The sequence below is a fragment of the Nocardia sp. NPDC004260 genome (assembly GCF_053603155.1).
Genome location: NZ_JBSGEZ010000007.1, coordinates 16,565 through 34,477, shown reverse-complemented (window position 1 = coordinate 34,477; position 17,913 = coordinate 16,565). Strand labels below are relative to the sequence as shown.

17 protein-coding genes and 1 tRNA gene are annotated in these 17,913 nt (G+C 68.4%); 11 read left to right on the top strand and 7 right to left on the bottom strand.

The genetic code is table 11. The features are described 5' to 3' along the window. Positions 1 to 78 precede the first annotated feature (78 nt). The gene (locus tag ACWEO7_RS06455; RefSeq protein ID WP_452421296.1) at positions 79 to 918 is read right to left on the bottom strand and encodes an Rv0361 family membrane protein; all 840 of its coding nucleotides are present in this window, start codon (positions 916 to 918) and stop codon (positions 79 to 81) included. Between the two features lie 280 nt (positions 919 to 1,198). Next, complete coding sequence (locus ACWEO7_RS06450) at positions 1,199 to 1,600, bottom strand: nuclear transport factor 2 family protein (RefSeq protein ID WP_452421295.1); 402 nt, start codon at positions 1,598 to 1,600, stop codon at positions 1,199 to 1,201. A 140-nt stretch (positions 1,601 to 1,740) separates the two neighbouring features. Here ACWEO7_RS06450 and ACWEO7_RS06445 point away from each other — a divergent pair, with 140 nt between their 5' ends. Together ACWEO7_RS06445 and ACWEO7_RS06440 are read left to right on the top strand one after the other, a co-directional pair. Beyond that, complete coding sequence (locus tag ACWEO7_RS06445) at positions 1,741 to 2,163, top strand: hypothetical protein (protein ID WP_452421293.1); 423 nt, start codon at positions 1,741 to 1,743, stop codon at positions 2,161 to 2,163. A gap of 136 nt (positions 2,164 to 2,299) precedes the next feature. Then, the gene (locus ACWEO7_RS06440; RefSeq protein WP_452421292.1) at positions 2,300 to 2,983 is read left to right on the top strand and encodes a hypothetical protein; all 684 of its coding nucleotides are present in this window, start codon (positions 2,300 to 2,302) and stop codon (positions 2,981 to 2,983) included. Positions 2,984 to 3,139: 156 nt separating this feature from the next. On the opposite strand, the gene ACWEO7_RS06435 is transcribed toward ACWEO7_RS06440, so the two are convergent. Then, positions 3,140 to 4,027: a hypothetical protein gene (locus tag ACWEO7_RS06435; RefSeq protein ID WP_452421291.1), complete on the bottom strand. Its 888-nt coding sequence runs from the start codon at positions 4,025 to 4,027 to the stop codon at positions 3,140 to 3,142. Positions 4,028 to 4,191: 164 nt separating this feature from the next. Here ACWEO7_RS06435 and ACWEO7_RS06430 point away from each other — a divergent pair, with 164 nt between their 5' ends. Then, positions 4,192 to 4,521: a type II toxin-antitoxin system Phd/YefM family antitoxin gene (locus tag ACWEO7_RS06430; protein WP_452421289.1), complete on the top strand. Its 330-nt coding sequence runs from the start codon at positions 4,192 to 4,194 to the stop codon at positions 4,519 to 4,521. Here ACWEO7_RS06430 and ACWEO7_RS06425 read toward each other — a convergent pair. Then, the gene (locus tag ACWEO7_RS06425) at positions 4,450 to 5,460 is read right to left on the bottom strand and encodes an asparagine synthase-related protein (protein WP_452421287.1); all 1,011 of its coding nucleotides are present in this window, start codon (positions 5,458 to 5,460) and stop codon (positions 4,450 to 4,452) included. The two genes, ACWEO7_RS06430 and ACWEO7_RS06425, sit on opposite strands and share 72 nt — an antisense overlap. A 59-nt stretch (positions 5,461 to 5,519) precedes the next feature. On the opposite strand from ACWEO7_RS06425, the gene ACWEO7_RS06420 reads away from it, so the two are divergent. Together ACWEO7_RS06420 and ACWEO7_RS06415 are read left to right on the top strand one after the other, a co-directional pair. Further along, a complete protein-coding gene (locus tag ACWEO7_RS06420) occupies positions 5,520 to 6,170 on the top strand; it encodes a type II toxin-antitoxin system prevent-host-death family antitoxin (RefSeq protein ID WP_452421285.1) in 651 nt (216 codons plus the stop codon). Next, positions 6,167 to 6,424 carry a Txe/YoeB family addiction module toxin gene (locus tag ACWEO7_RS06415; protein ID WP_452421283.1) on the top strand — a complete coding sequence of 86 codons (258 nt, stop codon included), beginning with the start codon at positions 6,167 to 6,169 and terminating at the stop codon, positions 6,422 to 6,424. The genes ACWEO7_RS06420 and ACWEO7_RS06415 overlap by 4 nt, the downstream gene beginning before the upstream one ends. Positions 6,425 to 6,545: 121 nt before the next feature. Here ACWEO7_RS06415 and ACWEO7_RS06410 read toward each other — a convergent pair. The 3 genes from ACWEO7_RS06410 to ACWEO7_RS06400 form a co-directional block, all read right to left on the bottom strand. Next, positions 6,546 to 6,618, bottom strand: a tRNA-Arg gene (locus ACWEO7_RS06410). 106 nt (positions 6,619 to 6,724) lie between these two features. Further along, positions 6,725 to 7,360 carry a DUF305 domain-containing protein gene (locus ACWEO7_RS06405; RefSeq protein ID WP_452421425.1) on the bottom strand — a complete coding sequence of 212 codons (636 nt, stop codon included), beginning with the start codon at positions 7,358 to 7,360 and terminating at the stop codon, positions 6,725 to 6,727. A 431-nt stretch (positions 7,361 to 7,791) separates the two neighbouring features. After that, positions 7,792 to 8,727, bottom strand: coding sequence for a DUF3105 domain-containing protein (locus ACWEO7_RS06400; protein ID WP_450016336.1), 936 nt, complete (start codon positions 8,725 to 8,727; stop codon positions 7,792 to 7,794). A gap of 92 nt (positions 8,728 to 8,819) precedes the next feature. Here ACWEO7_RS06400 and argS point away from each other — a divergent pair, with 92 nt between their 5' ends. From argS to rho, 6 genes are all read left to right on the top strand, one after another. Continuing rightward, on the top strand, positions 8,820 to 10,478 hold the full coding sequence (gene argS, locus ACWEO7_RS06395) for an arginine--tRNA ligase (protein WP_452421281.1): 1,659 nt from the start codon (positions 8,820 to 8,822) through the stop codon (positions 10,476 to 10,478). 133 nt (positions 10,479 to 10,611) lie between these two features. Next, complete coding sequence (lysA, locus tag ACWEO7_RS06390) at positions 10,612 to 12,033, top strand: diaminopimelate decarboxylase (protein ID WP_452421280.1); 1,422 nt, start codon at positions 10,612 to 10,614, stop codon at positions 12,031 to 12,033. Then, positions 12,030 to 13,385: a homoserine dehydrogenase gene (locus ACWEO7_RS06385; RefSeq protein ID WP_450016331.1), complete on the top strand. Its 1,356-nt coding sequence runs from the start codon at positions 12,030 to 12,032 to the stop codon at positions 13,383 to 13,385. Before lysA ends, ACWEO7_RS06385 begins: the two co-directional genes overlap by 4 nt. 23 nt (positions 13,386 to 13,408) lie before the next feature. Further along, on the top strand, positions 13,409 to 14,530 hold the full coding sequence (thrC, locus tag ACWEO7_RS06380; protein ID WP_452421423.1) for a threonine synthase: 1,122 nt from the start codon (positions 13,409 to 13,411) through the stop codon (positions 14,528 to 14,530). Positions 14,531 to 14,555: 25 nt separating this feature from the next. Continuing rightward, positions 14,556 to 15,509, top strand: a complete 954-nt coding sequence (thrB, locus tag ACWEO7_RS06375) for a homoserine kinase (protein WP_452421278.1) — start codon at positions 14,556 to 14,558, stop codon at positions 15,507 to 15,509. A gap of 328 nt (positions 15,510 to 15,837) precedes the next feature. Then, the gene (gene rho / locus ACWEO7_RS06370; protein WP_452421276.1) at positions 15,838 to 17,892 is read left to right on the top strand and encodes a transcription termination factor Rho; all 2,055 of its coding nucleotides are present in this window, start codon (positions 15,838 to 15,840) and stop codon (positions 17,890 to 17,892) included. Positions 17,893 to 17,913 lie beyond the last annotated feature (21 nt).

Here is a 17,913-nt window from a genome sequence, read left to right as displayed (position 1 = left end):
AGCAGTGCGGCGAGGCCGAGCGCGCCGAGGACGGTCCTGCGGCTGGGGCCGCAGCAACTCATGCGTGGGTGCATGCGATCAGCGCGTGCCCTCCGGGGAGCAGACCTTCCACTTGCCGTCTTCTTTCTTCAGATGCTCGGTCGTGCTGGTTTCGGTATCGGGCTGCTCGCCCGGCACCGCGACGGTGAGTTTGCCGGTGACCTTCGCGGTCGCGGTGTCCCCGGTGACGACGATGTCGTCGATCCTATCGATGGTGACCGAAACCGAGGTGCGGTCGAATTCCTTCTTCTCGCTCTCGGTCATCGCCTCGAACGCGGCGCGTTCGCGGGCGCATGCCTGTTCGGCCGCCGCGCGGAAGCCGCGCCGATCGAGAGTCTCGTAGAAGTCGCGGATCGCGAGCTCGATCTTCTTCTCGTCCGAGGCGAGCGGGCCTTTGCCCTGCGTGGTCAAGAAGATCCCGGCGATCAGCGCGCCCGCGATCACCAGCACGACTATCACCACCAAGCCGGCGATCAGGCCGGTGTGGCTCTTTCTGGGCTGTGGTGGGTATCCGCCGGGCGCGTAGCCGGGTGGCGGATAACCGGGCCCGGGCGGTGGATAACCCGGTCCGGGCGGTGGATAACCCGGTCCGGGTGGTGGAAAACCCGGTCCGGGTGGTGGGAAGGGTTGTCCCGGTCCGGGTGGTGGGAAGGGTCGTCCGGGTTCGGGTGGCGAAGCGGGTTGGCCCGGACCTGGCGGTGGGAGAGGCTGCCCCGGACCCGGCGGGGAAGGCGGTTGTCCCGGACCGGGTGGGGAGGGTCGCACCGGCTCCGGCGGCGGAAGGGGTCGCTCAGGTTCGGGCGGCGGGGAGCCGGGGGGCGGCTGTTGCGGCTGCGGCGGTCGGTCATCCGGCGGTTGCCCGCCCGGTGGATAAGCCATGTCGTCCTCCGGTCTGCCCCCGGGTGCCTGCATCGCTACGGCAAAGGCGTGCCCGGGTGACCCGAAACCAAACCAGACCGCATCGTTCGGTCAGGTCGTGGAGCCGCCAGGCGGTGACCGGCTCCCGATGTGGTCCGCAGCGTCGTGTTCGGGCTGTCTGCGCGGGTGCCGGTGGGAAGGGTGATCGGCTCGTGATGTGGTCCGGCGCAGGTGTCGCGTTCGGGCTGTCCGCGCGGATGTCGGCGGAACAGCTATCGGCGCGAGGTCGGCACTCGCGGTGTCAGGCGTCCAATGCGGCGTGCCAGCGTGCGGTGTCGGTGTACTGGTGCAGGCGCGTGATGCGCCCGTCGTCGCCGACCTGCCACAGGTGCACGAACTCCGCTTCGTACTCGCGGCCGGTGGCGCGCGCCGCGCCGCGATAATGCCCGGTCACCACGACGGTGCCGTCGGTTGTCTCCTGCCACGTCTCGTCGTACGGCGCGGTGTCGAAATCTCGCGCGACCGGTCCCCAGACACCCGTCATCGCCGCGATCGGCCCGTGGAAGGCGCCGCCCGCGCCGCACGGCATGCCCGGTGCGGTTCGGGCTTCGAACTCCGGATGCAGCAGCGCCAGGATCGCCGGTCCGTCACCGCTCTGCGTCGCGGCGTAGAAGCCCTTGACTATCTCGAACTTCGCCGACATGTCGTACTCCTTCTAATATGATCGTTCTAGAACGAACATACTAGAACGTGGCCCCTGATGGCACTGTGGCCGTCGTCATGCCGCCCGATTCGGGCCGGGTTGCCTGGTGCTTGCCGCATATGTCCGGCTAGCATTCGAACATGGGTTCGATAAGCGATGAAACGCCGCGAACCGAAGGAACGGAACCCGAGCTGGTCTACCCGAACCGGACCGGCCACTACTACCGGACGCTGACCTACCCGCCGCGCCCGGTCTGGGTGCGGCTGGACGCGATCCTGGTCCGCGATCCCGGGACGCCGCGCCATGTGAACGGCGCCGGGGTCATCATGCGCGGCGAGCGACCCGGAACCCTGACGCACTGGTTGCCCACCGTCGACGGCGATTGGATGGGCCGGGTGACCTACAGCATCCAGTTCGCCGACGGACGCCCGGATCTGCAGGTGCGCGATCAGCTGGTTCCCGCCTATGCGCTGCGTCCGCGTGATACCGGACAATCCGGACCGGAATCGGCTCGATCGTCACGCGGGAATGTCGCGCGACCCGAGCCGGACTCATTGCCGTGAATTTGCCTTCCCTCCCAACATCTGTGTGATCGCCGCCAACCAGGTTTGCTGTCGGGCGAACCGCGGCCCGAATGGGTTGTCCCGTCGATTGCCGGCCCGGTTGTCGCCGTAGGGGGCCGGTGATACGTTGCCCGGCATGGGATTTCAGTTGCCGCATCCCGAGGTGTTGTGGGCGCGCGTGACCGTCTTGGACGTGATCACCGCCGCCACCCACACCGATGGGGCCGCGAGCGGACAGGAGATCGGGCAGACGGCCAGAGTGGAAGGCGGCCGGCTGATCAACGACGACGGTGAGGGCAATTGGTTCTCGCTGGTCAGATATCCCGATGACCGCGCGTTGCTATTCGGAAGGGACGAGGACAACGAGGTCGCCGGGACCTCCTATGATCCGCTGGCCGCTGCGCCCGCCTGGGTGCGGTCCGTGGAACCGACGACGAAGCTGCCCGGCGGCGTCGAAGGCCCCGTCAGCTTCGTGCGCTGGTGGGAGTACGGCCGCTGGCAGCACACCCCGACCGACCTCGACGACGGCCTCGAGCTCGGCCTCAGCGCCGCCTCGGATCGGGAGGACTTCACCGGCAGCGTCATGAGCGCCGCCATTCACGCCAAGTGGGTGGACATGGACTACGAGGCGGGCAAACTCACCGCCGTCACAGTCGACCCCACCGCCCTGCAAGCCCTCTGCGACGCCGCCGAGAACGGCGCCGTCACCAAGGCCCACTTCTACTTCCTCCAGCCCGGCTTCACGGCTCCCGCCTTCACCTACCTCACCAACGCGGGCGTCTTCAGTTCCACCGGCAAACCCACCGAACCCCTGCCGTAAACGTCGCGCGTACCCAGCCATTCGAGACGGGCTCCCGGCAAGGGGGCCTTTCTCATATGCGGCGGCATTGCTCATCCGCACCCCACGCCACGGCAGTCGGCGGCCGAGTGCGGGTGGTGGCCACTCAGCTGGAGCGTGGGCGCTCGGGGGCGATGCTCAGCGCTGGACCAACAGGGCGGTCGGGTTGAGTACGACCCACTCCCTGTTCGAGAAGGTGTCGGATCCGTCGATGGCGTCCCAGCCGCGTACGGCACCGTATTGGCCGATGTCGGCCAACGTCAGCTCCTTGTCCTGCAGCGCAGTGTAGCGAGCCATGTCCTCGGCCGTGGGGTTCGCCGAATCACGCAGAGCCCGTAGTTCCCGGGCGACCTCCGCCAGGGTGCGGGTACGTTCGGACTCGAGCGCGCGGAGAGTGATTTTCTTGGCATCGGGGCGTAACGCCATGCGCACCACCCGGGCCTGCCGGGTGGAGAGGTCCTGCGTGCGGGTGGGATCGGCGTAGTGGAGTGCGACCTCCTCCAGCGGCGAAGCATACGTCCCCGATCCGGTGGGCCCACCGCCAGGTCGCACCGGGCCGGCGACGAATGCGTCGAGGTAGCGGTCCTCCTCGAACCCCCGGAACAGCTCTTGCCCGCCCGCCGCGACTGCCGCGTCGACCTCGTGCTGTGTGGCGATGGTGACGGGGCCGTCGAATCCTTGCAGGCGTTGGATCTCTTCGAACGTCGGGTAGGACCCCGAGGACCCGGTTCCCCTTGCCCGCCGCAGTGCGCTGTAGTCCACTTCGTCGATCAGATCGCGGCCGCGTACATAGGTGGAAGACCTTGCGTTGGTGGCGATACCGCCAGGAGAGTCGGAGAATGCCGCACGCAGAGCCGGTGCGTGCGCCGCATCGGCATCCACGAACCTGGCGGCGGTCTCGGTGACGACACGGGCGGCGTTCCTGGGCATCGCGGCGGCGGCGGCGCTGTAGTCCTTGGCGGCCGCGCCGAGCACATCGCGCACCGACCGCCACACCGCGTCCAGCCCACCGACCATAACTGTCACCGTGCCGCACCGCGCACGTCCCCGCAAACTCTCCGTTTACGAGTGGCACATGGCTGCGGCAAATGTCGAGTAGACCTTTCGACAGTGTGCCACTCGTCAACATCATCTCGGGGTCGCGATCCGCGATACTCGCGTAATTCGCCAGAGGACGGTGTGATCACCAAATGTCGTGCTGTGCAACGGTCCTCCTCTCGTGCGGGCAGTCACCGGCCGAGGCGCGAGCGAACCTCGTATCGGTTCTCGACAGCGCCACCGAGGATCTAAAAGAAGTGGTGATCACACGTACCGGGCGCGAACCTGTCGTGGTGGTCGCCCTGAGCGAATATCGAGCGCTGAAGGAGACCGCTTACCTTCTCGGCAACCCAGCTGACGCGCGACCCTTCGAGGGCTCCACAGCATGGGCGAATCTTGGAGCGGTGCCGCTAGCTGTTCTCCAGGATCGAGAGGTACAAGCGTGTTGCTACGGCTTCGGCGTCCTCGGTCATGGGATCTGAGTAGGTCCGTGCTCCTGGAAGGTTGGCGGCGTACGACCGGGCGGCAGTCGCAAGGACGGACATTAGGCCGGATGAACGCTGGATTGGCGACTTCACTGCCCAGGCAAGGTGCTTCACTCCTGATGGAAGCTCTTCCTCACACGCCAAGCGGAGGGCGAGTTTGTCCACAGTCATACCGTCGCGCGATCCGAAAAGTGCTGGGGGAGCGAATCGTTCGGTGATCTGCCACCACCGCACCGTCTGGAATACATGAACAAGCCGATCGGCATACTCATCCAGCAGCGCTGGATAGAAGTGTGGGACGAGCCGGTCATATCTGAAGTTCGCGGCTGACTCCGCTCGAATGATTCGGTCGAGCTCGCCCCTCGCGTCGAGCGATGCCACTAGATGGGTGAGTCGCTTGCCGCCACCGAGGATTGCATCCGCGCCGCTACCGTTCAAGATCGGGCCAAGTTGTGCGATCTTGTCGAAGCTCCTACGAGCGGCGAGTATCGGGATGCCTGCGGTTACCTCCCAGAGTTCCGACGTGCCAAGTCGCCGCATAGTGTCACGAGCCACTTGGCTGACCTCTTGTGGTGTCAGGCGGATGAGGTCATGCCTCAGGCCGAGGGCTGCGGCCGCGGCTGCTGCGTTCTGTTCGTCCGATTGGCCTTCGGTCAAGATCGTGACCGCTGTCGGTTTCGCGCCGAGTGCGACCGTGACGGCTGTGACGTAGATCGAATCGACGCCGCCGCTCAGCAGTACAACCGGCGTTCCTCCGAACTTGTCGAGAACGGCAGTGATCCGCGACCGAGATTCTTCAGCAATAAGGTGAGCGGCCTCGCGCGGATCGGTAAGTGTCCGCAAGTCGGGTTGAGGGCGTCCGATGTCTCCAAGCAGGTCGGTGACGAACTGGAGCGGTTCGGAAGTGTGCGGGGCCAGGCGGGTTGCGTCGGTCATGTCCACCGTTCAGTTGTGTTGTGTAGATGAGGCGATGCCGGTCGCCGGTCACGCTCACCATGCCGTCCTACGGGTCGATCAACCAAGACGGCGCGAAGGACGCCGAGGGCACGCCGTGCTCGGATGGCTCACCCCGCAGCCCGGACAGCTACGACTACGCGCGGGCCGCCCGTGACATCGTGTTCTTCTCCAAGCTGGTCGACCGGTGGATTCAGATCCTGCGCCGCTGCGTCGGCTACGACGTGGACCCCGAAGTTCATGGCGGAAGGCGCGTCCGGCAGTTTCATACCGCGTGGTCGCCCTCCGTCGAGATGCGTAGCGGCGAACGCGCCATCGGCGATCCGAATAACTGCGGTTCCTATCTGTACAGGATCCTGTACATTGGGAATATGAAGCCGATGAACTACACCGAGGCGCGAGCGAACCTCGCATCGGTTCTTGACAGCGCCACCGAAGACCTAGAAGAAGTGGTGATCACCCGTGCCGGGCACGAACCTGCCGTGGTGGTCGCCCTGAGTGAATACCAAGCGCTGAAGGAGACCGCGTACCTTCTCGGCAATCCGGCTAATGCGCGACACCTCGAACGTTCAATAGCGGAACATCGAGGCGGCGGTGCCACACCTCGGGACCTGGCGGACCCAGGTGAGCACGAAGACGACGAAGAAGTTACTCCCGAGCGCAATGCATCCCATCGCGGGGTGGCCGAGTGAAACTGACATTCACCGCTTCCGCTTGGGACGACTACCAGTGGTGGCTCGGCAACGACAAGCGCATCTTGCGCCGGATCAATACCCTCATCGAGGACATCAAACGTAACGGCTACGAAGGCATCGGTAAGCCGGAAGCGTTGAAGCACACCCTGGCTGGCTACTGGTCGCGCCGCATCACCCAGGAACACCGGATCGTGTACGCGATCGAGGGCGATGCGGTCGTGATCATCTCCTGCCGCTATCACTACGAGTAATCGGACCGCGCGACGGCGGGCAGCTCATCTGTCGTAGCGTCGACTGAGCACTTCTCGCCCATGAGGTTGAGGCTGCTGACGAGAAAGGCCCCTGACCGGCTGGTCAGGGGCCTTCGCTCGGTGCCCTCGGCAGGATTCGAACCTGCGGCCTTCTGCTCCGGAGGCAGACGCTCTATCCCCTGAGCTACGAGGGCGGGATAGGGCTCGGTCGGGGCCGTGATGGCGGTCCGATCGGGCTGGGTCAGCCTATCGTATCGGCGGCCGTCCGCCAAAAAGGGCGGACGGCGGCGGGGTTTCGGGTCAGGGGAGGGGGGCGGCGCCCCGGGCGGTGAGCATGGTGGTCATCAGGTCGGATTCGCCGCGCTGGGTGGTGGCCATGGTTTCGGCCAGGGTGCGCACCGCTGTGGTGTCGGCGTGCTGGGCGGCGTAGTCGATCATCGACAACCCGCCCTGGTGATGGCGCAGCATGAGCTGTAGGAACATCGTGTCCAGCTTGGGGCTGGTGGCCTGGCGGAGCGCGGCGAGTTCGGCGGGGGTGGCCATGCCGGGCATGGTGGACACCGGCCCGGAGTGGTGGGGCATGTCGGCACCGGAATGATCGTGGCCGCTCACCGGCTCGGTCATCCAGCCCATGAACCCGTCGACGCTCTGCGCGGGTTCGCCCCACAGCTGCAACCAGCCCTGCATGCGCCCGATCTGGCTCTGCTGGGTGGTGAGGATGTCGTAGGCCAGGCGGCGTACCTCGGTGTCGGTGGAACGAACCAGCAGCACGCCCGCCATTTCGACGGCTTGGGCGTGGTGCGCCGACATGTCCTGGCCGAAACCGACGTCGACCGGGCCCGGGTCCGGCTCGGTTGAACCGTTCAGCGGAATCCGGGCCAGCACGCCGATCGCGAACCCGATCAGGATGGCGCCGATGATGCCGAGGGTCAGCAGCGCGGTGCGCTGGCGGCGGAACTGTCCGCCGACGCCGGATGCTTCGCGGTCATCGGATCCGTCAGCTGCTTCGCGTTCGGATGCGGTAGCTCGGCGATCATCCGATCCGGCAGGTGCTTCGGGCGCGGCGGTTGTTGCCCGATCGCCGGACCCGGCGGCTTGGAGATCGCCGGACTCGGTGACTCCGGTGCCGGCGGCTGTCGTCGGTTCGCTGGACCCGGTTGCGCTGCGATCGGCGGATGTGGGAGTGCCGGACCCTGCGGACGCGGCGCGATCCCCGGACCCAGCGGTTTTGCGATTGCGGGGACCGCGCGCCTTGCGACCGTCGGGTCCGATGGCGTCGTGAGTGCCGGACGCGGTGACTTCAGGAGCGCCGGAACCGGCGGATGCTTCGCGCCCCTCAGACTCGGCGCCTCCCTGATCGCCGGCCACTACTGCCCCGCGCCAGGAGCGGGCTGCGCGGGCGCCGGCGGAACGGGCGCGGGCTGCGCGGGCACCGGAGCGCCGGGCACACCGGGAAGTCCGGGAAGACCCGGCACGCCGGGCACGCCGGGCAGACCACCGGGCATGCCGCCGAGTTCGGTCTGGTCCTGCTGCAAGCCCTTGCCGTCCATCGGCACCGCGTCGGGTCCGGGCGGCGTGGGGTCGAACGGCGGCGGGTTGTCGGTGTCGAAGACGATGGTCGAGCAGTCCGCGCCGACCTCGGGGTAGGCGTAGTTGTTCAGTCGCAGCGCCGTGATGAACTGGCCGACGCGCTTGTCGTCGGGGCTGTCCAGCTTCAACTGGTGCCCCCAGGACTGCAAGGAGACGGCGGAGTCGAGGCCGGGGTAGGGCGACATCAACGTGTACGGCTTGCCCTCGACCTTCGCCTTCAGCGTCGCGATGCCGTCGGCGTTCACCTTGTCCGGGTTGTAGGTGATCCACACCGCGCCGTGCTCGAGCGAGTGCACCGCGTTCTCCACCCGGATCGGCTTGTTGTAGACCACGCCGGTGCAGGTCGCCCACGACTGGTCGTGCGGGCCGCCGAACGGCGGAGCCTGGTCGTAGGCCACGCGCTGGCTGGAGCTGATGTGCAGCCCGGCGGGGTATTCCTTCTTCACCACGCCCGCGATCCCGTCGGACGGGTCCTTCTTCTGCGCGCTCGGCGTGTACTTCTCCAGGTCGGCCTTCTCCCGGTACTTGGGGACCAGGCTGTAAGCCAGCGCGCCGATCAATGCGATGATTACTACGGCCGCGCCGATGGCCAACCAGGGAACCTGGCGATTCTTCTTCGGAAGCTGTCCTTGCCCGCCCCGCTTGCGGGGAGCCGACAACTTCGCCGCGGCCTTGGCGGCCTTGGCCGATTTGGCGCTGGGACTGCTAGGCATCGCTCAGTGTGCTCTTTCGACGTGGATGGATCCGCTGGCTGCGCAGTGCCCACCCGAGGTGCACACCCGCCAAGACCATAGGATAGAGACTCGTGACTCCAGCTGACCTTGCAGATCTCCTTCGCTCTACCGCGGCGAAGGTGCTTGTCGAACGTGGACTGGACCCCGCGGTCCTGCCCGACGAGGTCACCGTGGAGCGTCCCCGCAACCCCGAACACGGCGACTATGCCACGAATGTCGCGATGCAGGTGGCCAAGCGCGCCGGAACGAAGCCGCGTGATCTGGCCACCTGGCTGGCCGACGCGCTGGCCGCCGCCGACGGCGTCGCCGCCGCCGAGGTCGCCGGGCCCGGCTTCCTGAACATCCGCCTCGCGGCCTCCGCGCAGGGCGCGATCATCGAGCGGGTGCTCGCCGCGGGCGCCGCGTACGGCACCGCCGAGACGCTGAAGGGCACCCGGATCAACCTCGAGTTCGTCTCGGCCAACCCGACCGGTCCCGTGCATCTGGGCGGCACCCGGTGGGCCTCGGTCGGCGACGCGCTGGGCCGCATCCTGGCCGCGCAGGGCGCGGACGTGGTGCGCGAGTACTACTTCAACGACCACGGCGCGCAGATCGACCGGTTCGCCGCCTCGCTGGCCGCGGCCGCCACCGGCGCGCCGACCCCGGAGAACGGGTACGCGGGCGCCTACATCGGTGAGATCGCCGACAAGATCGTGGCCGCCACCCCGGACGTGCTGAGCATGCCGGAGGCCGAGCGCCTCGAGCTGTTCCGTGCCGAAGGCGTCGAGCTGATGTTCGCGCACATCAGGGAGTCGTTGCACGAATTCGGCACCGACTTCGACGTCTACTTCAACGAGAGCTCGCTGTTCGCCTCCGGCGCGGTCGAGCAGGCCGTGGAGCGGCTGAAGAACTCCGGAGACCTGTACGAGAAGGACGGCGCCTGGTGGATCGCCAGCTCGGAATACGGTGACGACCAGGACCGGGTGGTCATCAAGAGCGACGGCAAAGCCGCCTACATCGCGGGCGACATCGCCTACTTCCAGGACAAGCGGGCCCGCGGCTTCGACCTGTGCATCTACATGCTCGGCGCCGACCACCACGGTTACATCGGCAGACTGAAGGCCGCCGCGGCCGCGTTCGGCGACGACCCGGCCACGGTCGAGGTGCTGATCGGGCAGATGGTGAACCTGCTGCGCGACGGCGTCGCGGTGAAGATGAGCAAGCGCGCTGGGACCGTGGTCACCCTCGACGACCTGGTCGAGGCGATCGGCGTGGACGCGGCGCGGTACTCCCTGGTGCGTTCGTCGGTGAACTCGAGCATCGACATCGATCTGAACCTGTGGGCCAGTCAGAGCAACGAGAACCCGGTCTACTACGTGCAGTACGCGCACGCGCGGACCGCGTCCATCGCGCGCAATGCCGCCGAATTCGATTACGACTCCGTCGCCGCCGACCTCGCGCTGCTGTCGTCCGACGAGGAAGGCGAGCTGATCCGCACCCTCGGCGAATACCCGCGCGTGGTGAGCGGTGCGGCGAGCTTGCGCGAACCGCATCGGGTAGCCCGCTACCTGGAGGAACTGGCCGGCGCGTACCACCGTTTCCAGACCAACAAGAACCTGCGCGTCCTGCCGCTCGGCGACGACCCCGTCTCGCCGACGAACGCGGCCAGGCTCGCTCTGGTCAACGCCACGCGCCAGGTCTTGGCCAACGGCTTGGGCCTGCTCGGCGTCAGTGCGCCGGAGCGCATGTGACCGTCCGGTCGACCGAAGCGAGGAAGGAAGCGAAAGTGAGCGAGCGTAGCGAGGTGGACGTCGTGAGCCTGCGAACCATCGTTACAGCCGCATGCGCGGTCATGCCGGAGCCGAGCGCTAGCGAGGTGGAGGTATGAGCGCGCATCCCGCCGGTCCCCGGCACGCCGAGATGCCGCATGCGCCGAATCTGCCTGAGCGCCCGAGCGATCCGCGGCAGATGATCGACCTGCCCGCGAACGTCTGGCCGCGCAACGCGACCCGCGACGACGCGGGCGTGGTCCACCTGGCGGGCGTGCCGGTGTACGAGCTGGCCGAGCGGTTCGGGACCCCGCTGTTCGTGGTGGACGAGGACGACTTCCGTTCCCGCTGCCGCGACATGGTCCGCGCGTTCGGGGCGAACGCGCGAGTCCACTACGCGTCGAAGGCGTTCCTGTGCGGCGAGGTCGCCCGCTGGATCCGGGACGAGGGCCTCTCGCTGGACGTCTGCTCCGGCGGCGAACTCGCCATCGCGTTGCACGCGGGCTTCCCCGCGGAGCGAATCGCCCTGCACGGCAACAACAAATCCGTCGCCGAGCTGGAAGCCGCGGTGTCCGCGGGCGTCGGCCACGTCGTGGTTGACTCGCTCATCGAGATCGAGCGCCTGGAAGCCGTCGCGAGCCGCGCGGGCGTGGTGCAGGACGTACTGGTGCGGGTCACCGTCGGAGTGGAAGCCCATACCCACGAATACATTTCGACCGCGCACGAGGACCAGAAGTTCGGTTTCTCGATCGCGGGCGGCGACGCGATGGAGGCGCTCGCGCGCGTCTTCGACGCCGACAACCTGCGCTTGGTCGGCCTGCACAGCCACATCGGCTCGCAGATCTTCGAGATCGACGGCTTCGAGATCGCCGCGCGGCGCATGCTCGGCCTGCTCCGCGAAGCCATCGACAAGTTCGGCATCGAGCGCACCGTGCAGATCGCGACGCTGGATCTCGGTGGCGGACTTGGCATTTCGTATCTGCCGTCGGACGACCCGCCGCCGCTGGACCGGTTCGCGGTGAACCTGCGCGAACTGGTCGCCGCCGAAGCCGAACGCGCGGGCCTGCCCACGCCGACGATCGCGGTGGAGCCGGGCCGGGCCATCGCGGGGCCCGGCACGGTGACGCTCTACGAGGTCGGCACCATCAAGGACGTCTCGCTGGACGGCGGTCTGCGCCGCCGGTACGTGAGTGTCGACGGCGGCATGAGCGACAACATCCGGCCCGCGCTGTACCAGGCCGATTACGACTGCCGTCTGGTGTCGCGGTCGTCGCAGGCCGGGCCGGTGGTGGCGCGCGTCGTCGGAAAGCATTGCGAGAGCGGCGATATCGTCATCCGGGACACCTGGATGCCCGCCGACGTCGGCCCCGGCGACCTGATCGCCGTCGCCGCCACCGGCGCGTACTGCTACTCGATGTCCAGCCGGTACAACCAGTTGACCCGGCCCGCGGTCGTCGCGGTGCGGGATGGACAGCCGCGTCTGATTCTGCGCCGGGAAACGGTGGCGGACCTGCTCAGCTTGGAGGTGGAAGCGTGACGGTCAACGCGAAGAACGGCGTGTGGGGGACCGATCGCCCGATCGGGGTGGCGGTCCTCGGCATGGGCAATGTGGGTACCGAGGTCGTGCGCATCCTGCGTGAGCACGCCGATGACCTGCGTTCCCGTGTCGGCGCGCCGGTGGTGCTCCGCGGTGTGGCCGTGCGCAGTCTCGCCACCGACCGCGGCATCCCCGCGGACCTGCTGACCACCGACGCGGACGCCCTGGTCGCCCGCGACGACGTCGACCTGGTGGTCGAGGTGATCGGCGGCATCGATCCGCCGCGCCGGTTGATCCTGGCCGCGCTGAACGCGGGCAAATCCGTGGTGACCGCGAACAAGGCGCTGCTGGCCGACTACACCGGCGAGCTCGCCGCCGCCGCCGAAGCCAGCCGCGCCGACCTGTACTTCGAGGCCGCCGTCGCGGGCGCCATCCCCGTGGTGCGCCCGCTGATCCAGTCGCTGGCGGGCGACCGGGTGAACCGGGTCGTCGGCATCGTCAACGGCACCACCAACTTCATCCTCTCCGCGATGGACGAGACCGGCGCCGACTACTCCCAGACGCTGGCCGAGGCCACCCGGCTGGGCTACGCGGAAGCCGACCCGACCGCCGACGTGGAGGGTTTCGACGCCGCGGCCAAGGCCGCGATCCTCGCCTCGCTGGCCTTCCACACCCGGGTGACCGCCGCCGATGTCTACCGCGAGGGCATCTCGCGGATCACCGCCGAGGATCTGGAAACCGCCTCCGCGCTCGACTGCACGGTCAAACTGCTGGCCATCTGCGAGCGGGTGGACGCGGGTCCCGGCGAGCCCGGACCGGAGGACGGCGGCAAAGAGCGGGTCTCGGTGCGCGTCTACCCGGCGCTCATCCCCCGCAAGCACCCGCTGGCCGCGGTGACCGGTGCGTTCAACGCGGTGGTCGTCGAGGCGGAGAACGCCGGGCGGCTGATGTTCTACGGGCAGGGCGCGGGCGGCGCTCCGACCGCGTCGGCCGTACTCGGCGATCTGGTGATGGCGGCACGGAACAAGTTCTATGGGGGTCGCGCTCCCGGCGAATCGGTTTATGCTGAGCTACCGATCGCGCCGATCGGCGATACGCCCACCCGCTATCACGTGAACCTGCAGGTCGAGGACCGTCCTGGAGTCCTGGCCGCGGTGGCGGGCGAATTCGCCAAACACGGGGTGAGCATTTCGACCGTCCGTCAAGAAGGGCACGGCTCGGGTGCGCGCCTGGTCGTGGTGACCCACCACGCCGTGGAATCGGCGCTCGCGGACACCGTGGCCGCACTGGCGGGAATGGCATCCGTCACATCCGTGACCAGCGTTCTGAGATTGGAAGGCACCGAAGAATGACCACAGCGTCGCGCAGCGACTCCATGAGGGGCGGCGGCCGGGAGACGGGCGGGCACGCGACCGGCGTCGCGCCACAGGCAGGGGTGCACTCCCGCTGGCCGGGCCTGATCGCGGCCTACCGCGACCGGCTCGCCGGCGCGGCCGACTGGGAGCCGGTCACGCTGTACGAGGGCGGAACGCCGCTGGTGCCCGCGCCGCACCTGTCCGAGATCACCGGTTGCGAGGTCTACCTGAAGGTCGAGGGCCTGAACCCGACCGGCTCGTTCAAAGACCGCGGCATGACGATGGCGATGACCGACGCCAAGTACCGCGGCCAGAAGGCGGTGCTGTGCGCGTCCACCGGCAACACTTCGGCATCCGCCGCGGCGTACGCCACCCGCGCGGGCATGAGCTGCGCCGTGCTGATTCCGCAGGGCAAGATCGCGATGGGCAAGCTGGCCCAGGCCGTGATGCTCGGCGCGAAGATCATCCAGGTGCAGGGCAACTTCGACGACTGCCTCGAACTCGCACGCAAGGTCACCGCTGATTTCCCCAGCATCGGACTGGTGAACTCGGTGAACCCGGCCCGCATCGAGGGCCAGAAGACAGCGTCCTTCGAGATCTGCGACGTGCTCGGCAAGGCCCCCGACGTGCACGCCCTTCCCGTCGGCAACGCGGGCAACATCACCGCGTACTGGCGTGGCTACCGGGAGTACTACGCCGACGGCGTCACCGGCGGGCTGCCGCGCATGCTCGGCGTGCAGGCCGCGGGCGCGGCCCCGCTGGTCAACGGCGCCCCGGTGAAGGATCCCGAGACCATCGCCACCGCGATCCGGATCGGCGCGCCCGCCTCCTGGAACAGCGCGGTCGAGGCCAAGGAGCAGTCCGGCGGCGCTTTCCGCGCCGCCACCGACGAGGAGATCCTCGACGCGTACCGCCTGGTCGCGGCGACCGAGGGCGTGTTCGTCGAGCCCGCGTCGGCGGCCAGCGTGGCCGGTGTGCTCGCCGCACGCAAGGAGGGCTGGCTGGATGCCGGGCTCACCGTCGTGTGCACCGTGACCGGCAACGGTCTCAAGGACCCCGACACCGCGCTGTCCGGCATGCCGCAGGTGCAGCCGATCTCGGTCGATCCGGTCGCGGTCGCCGCCGAATTAGAGCTGGCCTGAGTTGAATTCGCGCGACAGCCAGGTCATGAGCGCGACGCTGCCCGCCGGTCTGACCGTGACCGCCCGGGTGCCCGCGTCCACCGCGAACCTCGGTCCCGGGTTCGACTCGCTCGGTATGGCATTGGGGATCTACGACGAAATCCAGGTGCGCACTACCGATTCCGGGCTCACCATCCGGGTCGAGGGTGAGGGCGCCGACGATGTGCCGTGGGGCCCTTCGCATCTCGTGGTCCGCGCGATCGAGCGCGGCCTGGAGTCGGCCGGGGTGTGGGCCGACGGCCTCGATGTGGTGTGCCGCAACGTGATTCCGCATTCGCGCGGCCTCGGTTCCTCGGCCTCGGCGGTGGTCGGCGGACTTGCCGCCGGGTGCGCCCTCGCCGCGAAACTGGACTCGGCGCTGGCCACGCCTGCCGACCGAATGGTGCAGCTGGCCGCGGAATTCGAAGGACATCCGGACAACGCGGCGGCCAGCGTGCTCGGCGGGATCGTGGTCTCGTGGACCGAGAGTGATCGCCCCGCCGACGAGGCCCCTGGCACGGAATACCACGGTCGCGTCTACCGCGCGGTGCGGCTGGAGGCGCATTCCGCACTGCGCCCGGTCGTGCTGATCCCGGAGGAGCGCTCGTCCACCGCGCACACTCGCGGCCTGCTGCCCGACGTCGTGACGCACGGCGACGCGGCGTTCAACGTCAGCCGCGCCGCGCTGGCCGTGGTGGCGCTCACCCAGCGTCCCGACCTGCTGCTGCCCGCCACCGCGGACCGCCTGCACCAGGCCCAGCGTGCCCCCGCGCTACCGCTGACCACCGCCTGGATCACGCGCCTGCGCACGGCGGGCATCGCGGCCACCGTCTCCGGGGCGGGACCGACCATCCTGGCCCTGGGGACCAGCGAATTTCCCGCGGAACTCCGCGAACTGGCGACGGCCGACGGCCTGCGCGTCGTGGAGCCGGGAATCGCCGAAGGCGTCCTGATCGACTGACGGCGAGTCTGCCTTGCCGAGATTCGCAATGGACAGCTATTCTGGGCAGGTCCGTACATCGTGCGCATCAGACGCCGGTGCTTCATCAGGGCAATCGCTCCAGCAGGCTCCAGGCTCGAGCCTCCAGGCCATGGGGGTGCTGCGTAGCTGCGCAACTGGAATGATCTCTCCCCACCTTTCACCAACGGTGGAGAAGCCGCCGGTCCGGCGGGGCAGGTGATACGGCACACAGCGCCCGGACGGACGCATCCCAGTCCGGCAGAATGCCCGGGCTGCGGGACGAACCCTCGAAACAGCACACGGCGATCGAGGGAAGGAAAGGATTTCCGTGACAGATACGGACCTGCTCGCGACACCCGGCGTGGAATCGAACCCGACGGGCGAGCGCGATAGTGAATCCGGACAGATTTCGAAGATGAGCGAACACACCGACGTCGCACGATCGGGGCTGACTGGAATGTTGTTGCCGCAGTTGCGTGCGCTCGCGGGGGAGCTCGGTATCCGAGGCACCTCCGGGATGCGCAAGGGCGATCTGATCGCCGCCATCAAGGAAAATCAGGCCGCGGGCAAGGCGGCGAAGGCGGAGAAGCCCGCCAAGAGCGAGGCCAAGTCCGCGGCAACCGCGAAGGCCGATGCCACCGCGAAGACCGCCGCTCCCGCTGAGCAGGCGCCGGCCAAGGCCGAGCAGGCGACCCTCGACGTGACGCCCGCGGCTTCGGCCGCGCCCAGCGAGGCTCCCGCCCCGGCGAAGACGGCCCCCGCCGATTCCGCGCCCGCCGCCGAGGCGGCGTCGTCCACGGCGACCGAGACCACCGAGGAGTCCGGCCGAGACAGCGGCCAGCGTGGCCGCGGTCGGCAGCGGCGCGGCCGTGACCAGGCGCGATCCGCGACCGATACCGCGCAGGCCGAGACGCGTACCGAGGAACCGAAGCAGGACGCCGAGCAAGGTGGCGAGCGCCGCCGCGACCGTGGCCAGGGCGACCGCGGCCAGAGCGACCGCGGCCAGGGCGAGCGTGGCCAGGGCGACCGTGGCCAAGGCGAGCGTGGCCAAGGCGAGCGCGGCCAAGGCGAGCGCGGCCAGCAGAGCCAGAACGGCAGCCCGGGTGGCCGCGGTGGCGACGACGAAGAGGGCGGTCGCGGACGGCGCGGACGCCGCTTCCGGGAGCGTCGTCGTGGGCGCGACCGCGACGGCGGCAGCGGTGGCGGCGAGACCCGCGAGCTCGAGATCCGCGAGGACGACGTCCTCCAGCCGGTCGCGGGCATCCTCGACGTGCTGGACAACTACGCCTTCGTCCGCACCTCGGGTTACCTGGCCGGGCCGAACGACGTCTACGTGTCGATGAACCTGGTCCGCAAGAACGGCCTGCGCCGCGGTGACGCGATCACCGGCGCGGTGCGTGCCCCGCGCGACGGCGAGCAGTCCAACCAGCGCCAGAAGTTCGATCCGCTGGTGCGGCTGGACACGGTCAACGGCGGCGACGTCGAGGCGGCCAAGCGCCGTCCCGAATTCGGCAAGCTCACCCCGCTGTACCCGAACCAGCGCCTGCGGCTGGAGACCCAGCAGAACAAGCTGACCACCCGCGTGATCGACCTGATCATGCCGATCGGCAAGGGCCAGCGCGCCCTGATCGTGTCGCCGCCGAAGGCCGGTAAGACCACGATCCTGCAGGACATCGCGAACGCGATCGCGACCAACAACCCCGAGTGCTACCTCATGGTGGTGCTGGTCGACGAGCGTCCGGAAGAGGTCACCGACATGCAGCGCTCGGTGAAGGGCGAGGTCATCGCCTCGACCTTCGACCGTCCGCCGTCGGATCACACCTCGGTCGCCGAACTCGCCATCGAGCGCGCCAAGCGCCTGGTGGAGATGGGCAAGGACGTCGTCGTGCTGCTCGACTCGATCACCCGGCTCGGGCGCGCGTACAACAACTCCTCGCCCGCCTCGGGCCGCATCCTCTCCGGTGGTGTGGATTCCACCGCGCTGTACCCGCCCAAGCGGTTCCTCGGCGCGGCCCGCAACATCGAGAACGGCGGCTCGCTGACGATCATCGCCACCGCCATGGTGGAGACCGGTTCGACCGGTGACACGGTGATCTTCGAGGAGTTCAAGGGCACCGGTAACGCCGAGCTCAAGCTGGACCGCAAGATCGCGGAGCGGCGGGTGTTCCCGGCGGTGGACGTCAACCCGTCCGGTACCCGCAAGGACGAGCTACTGCTCAGCCCCGACGAGGCGGGGGTGCTGCACAAGCTGCGCCGCGTACTGTCCGGCCTGGACTCGCACCAGGCGATCGATCTGCTGATCGACCGTCTGAAGAAGTCCAAGAACAATATCGAGTTCTTGATGCAGGTGAGCAAGACCGCGCCGGGCGCGCTCGACGAGTGAGTAGCGGCGCCAGGTCGGCGC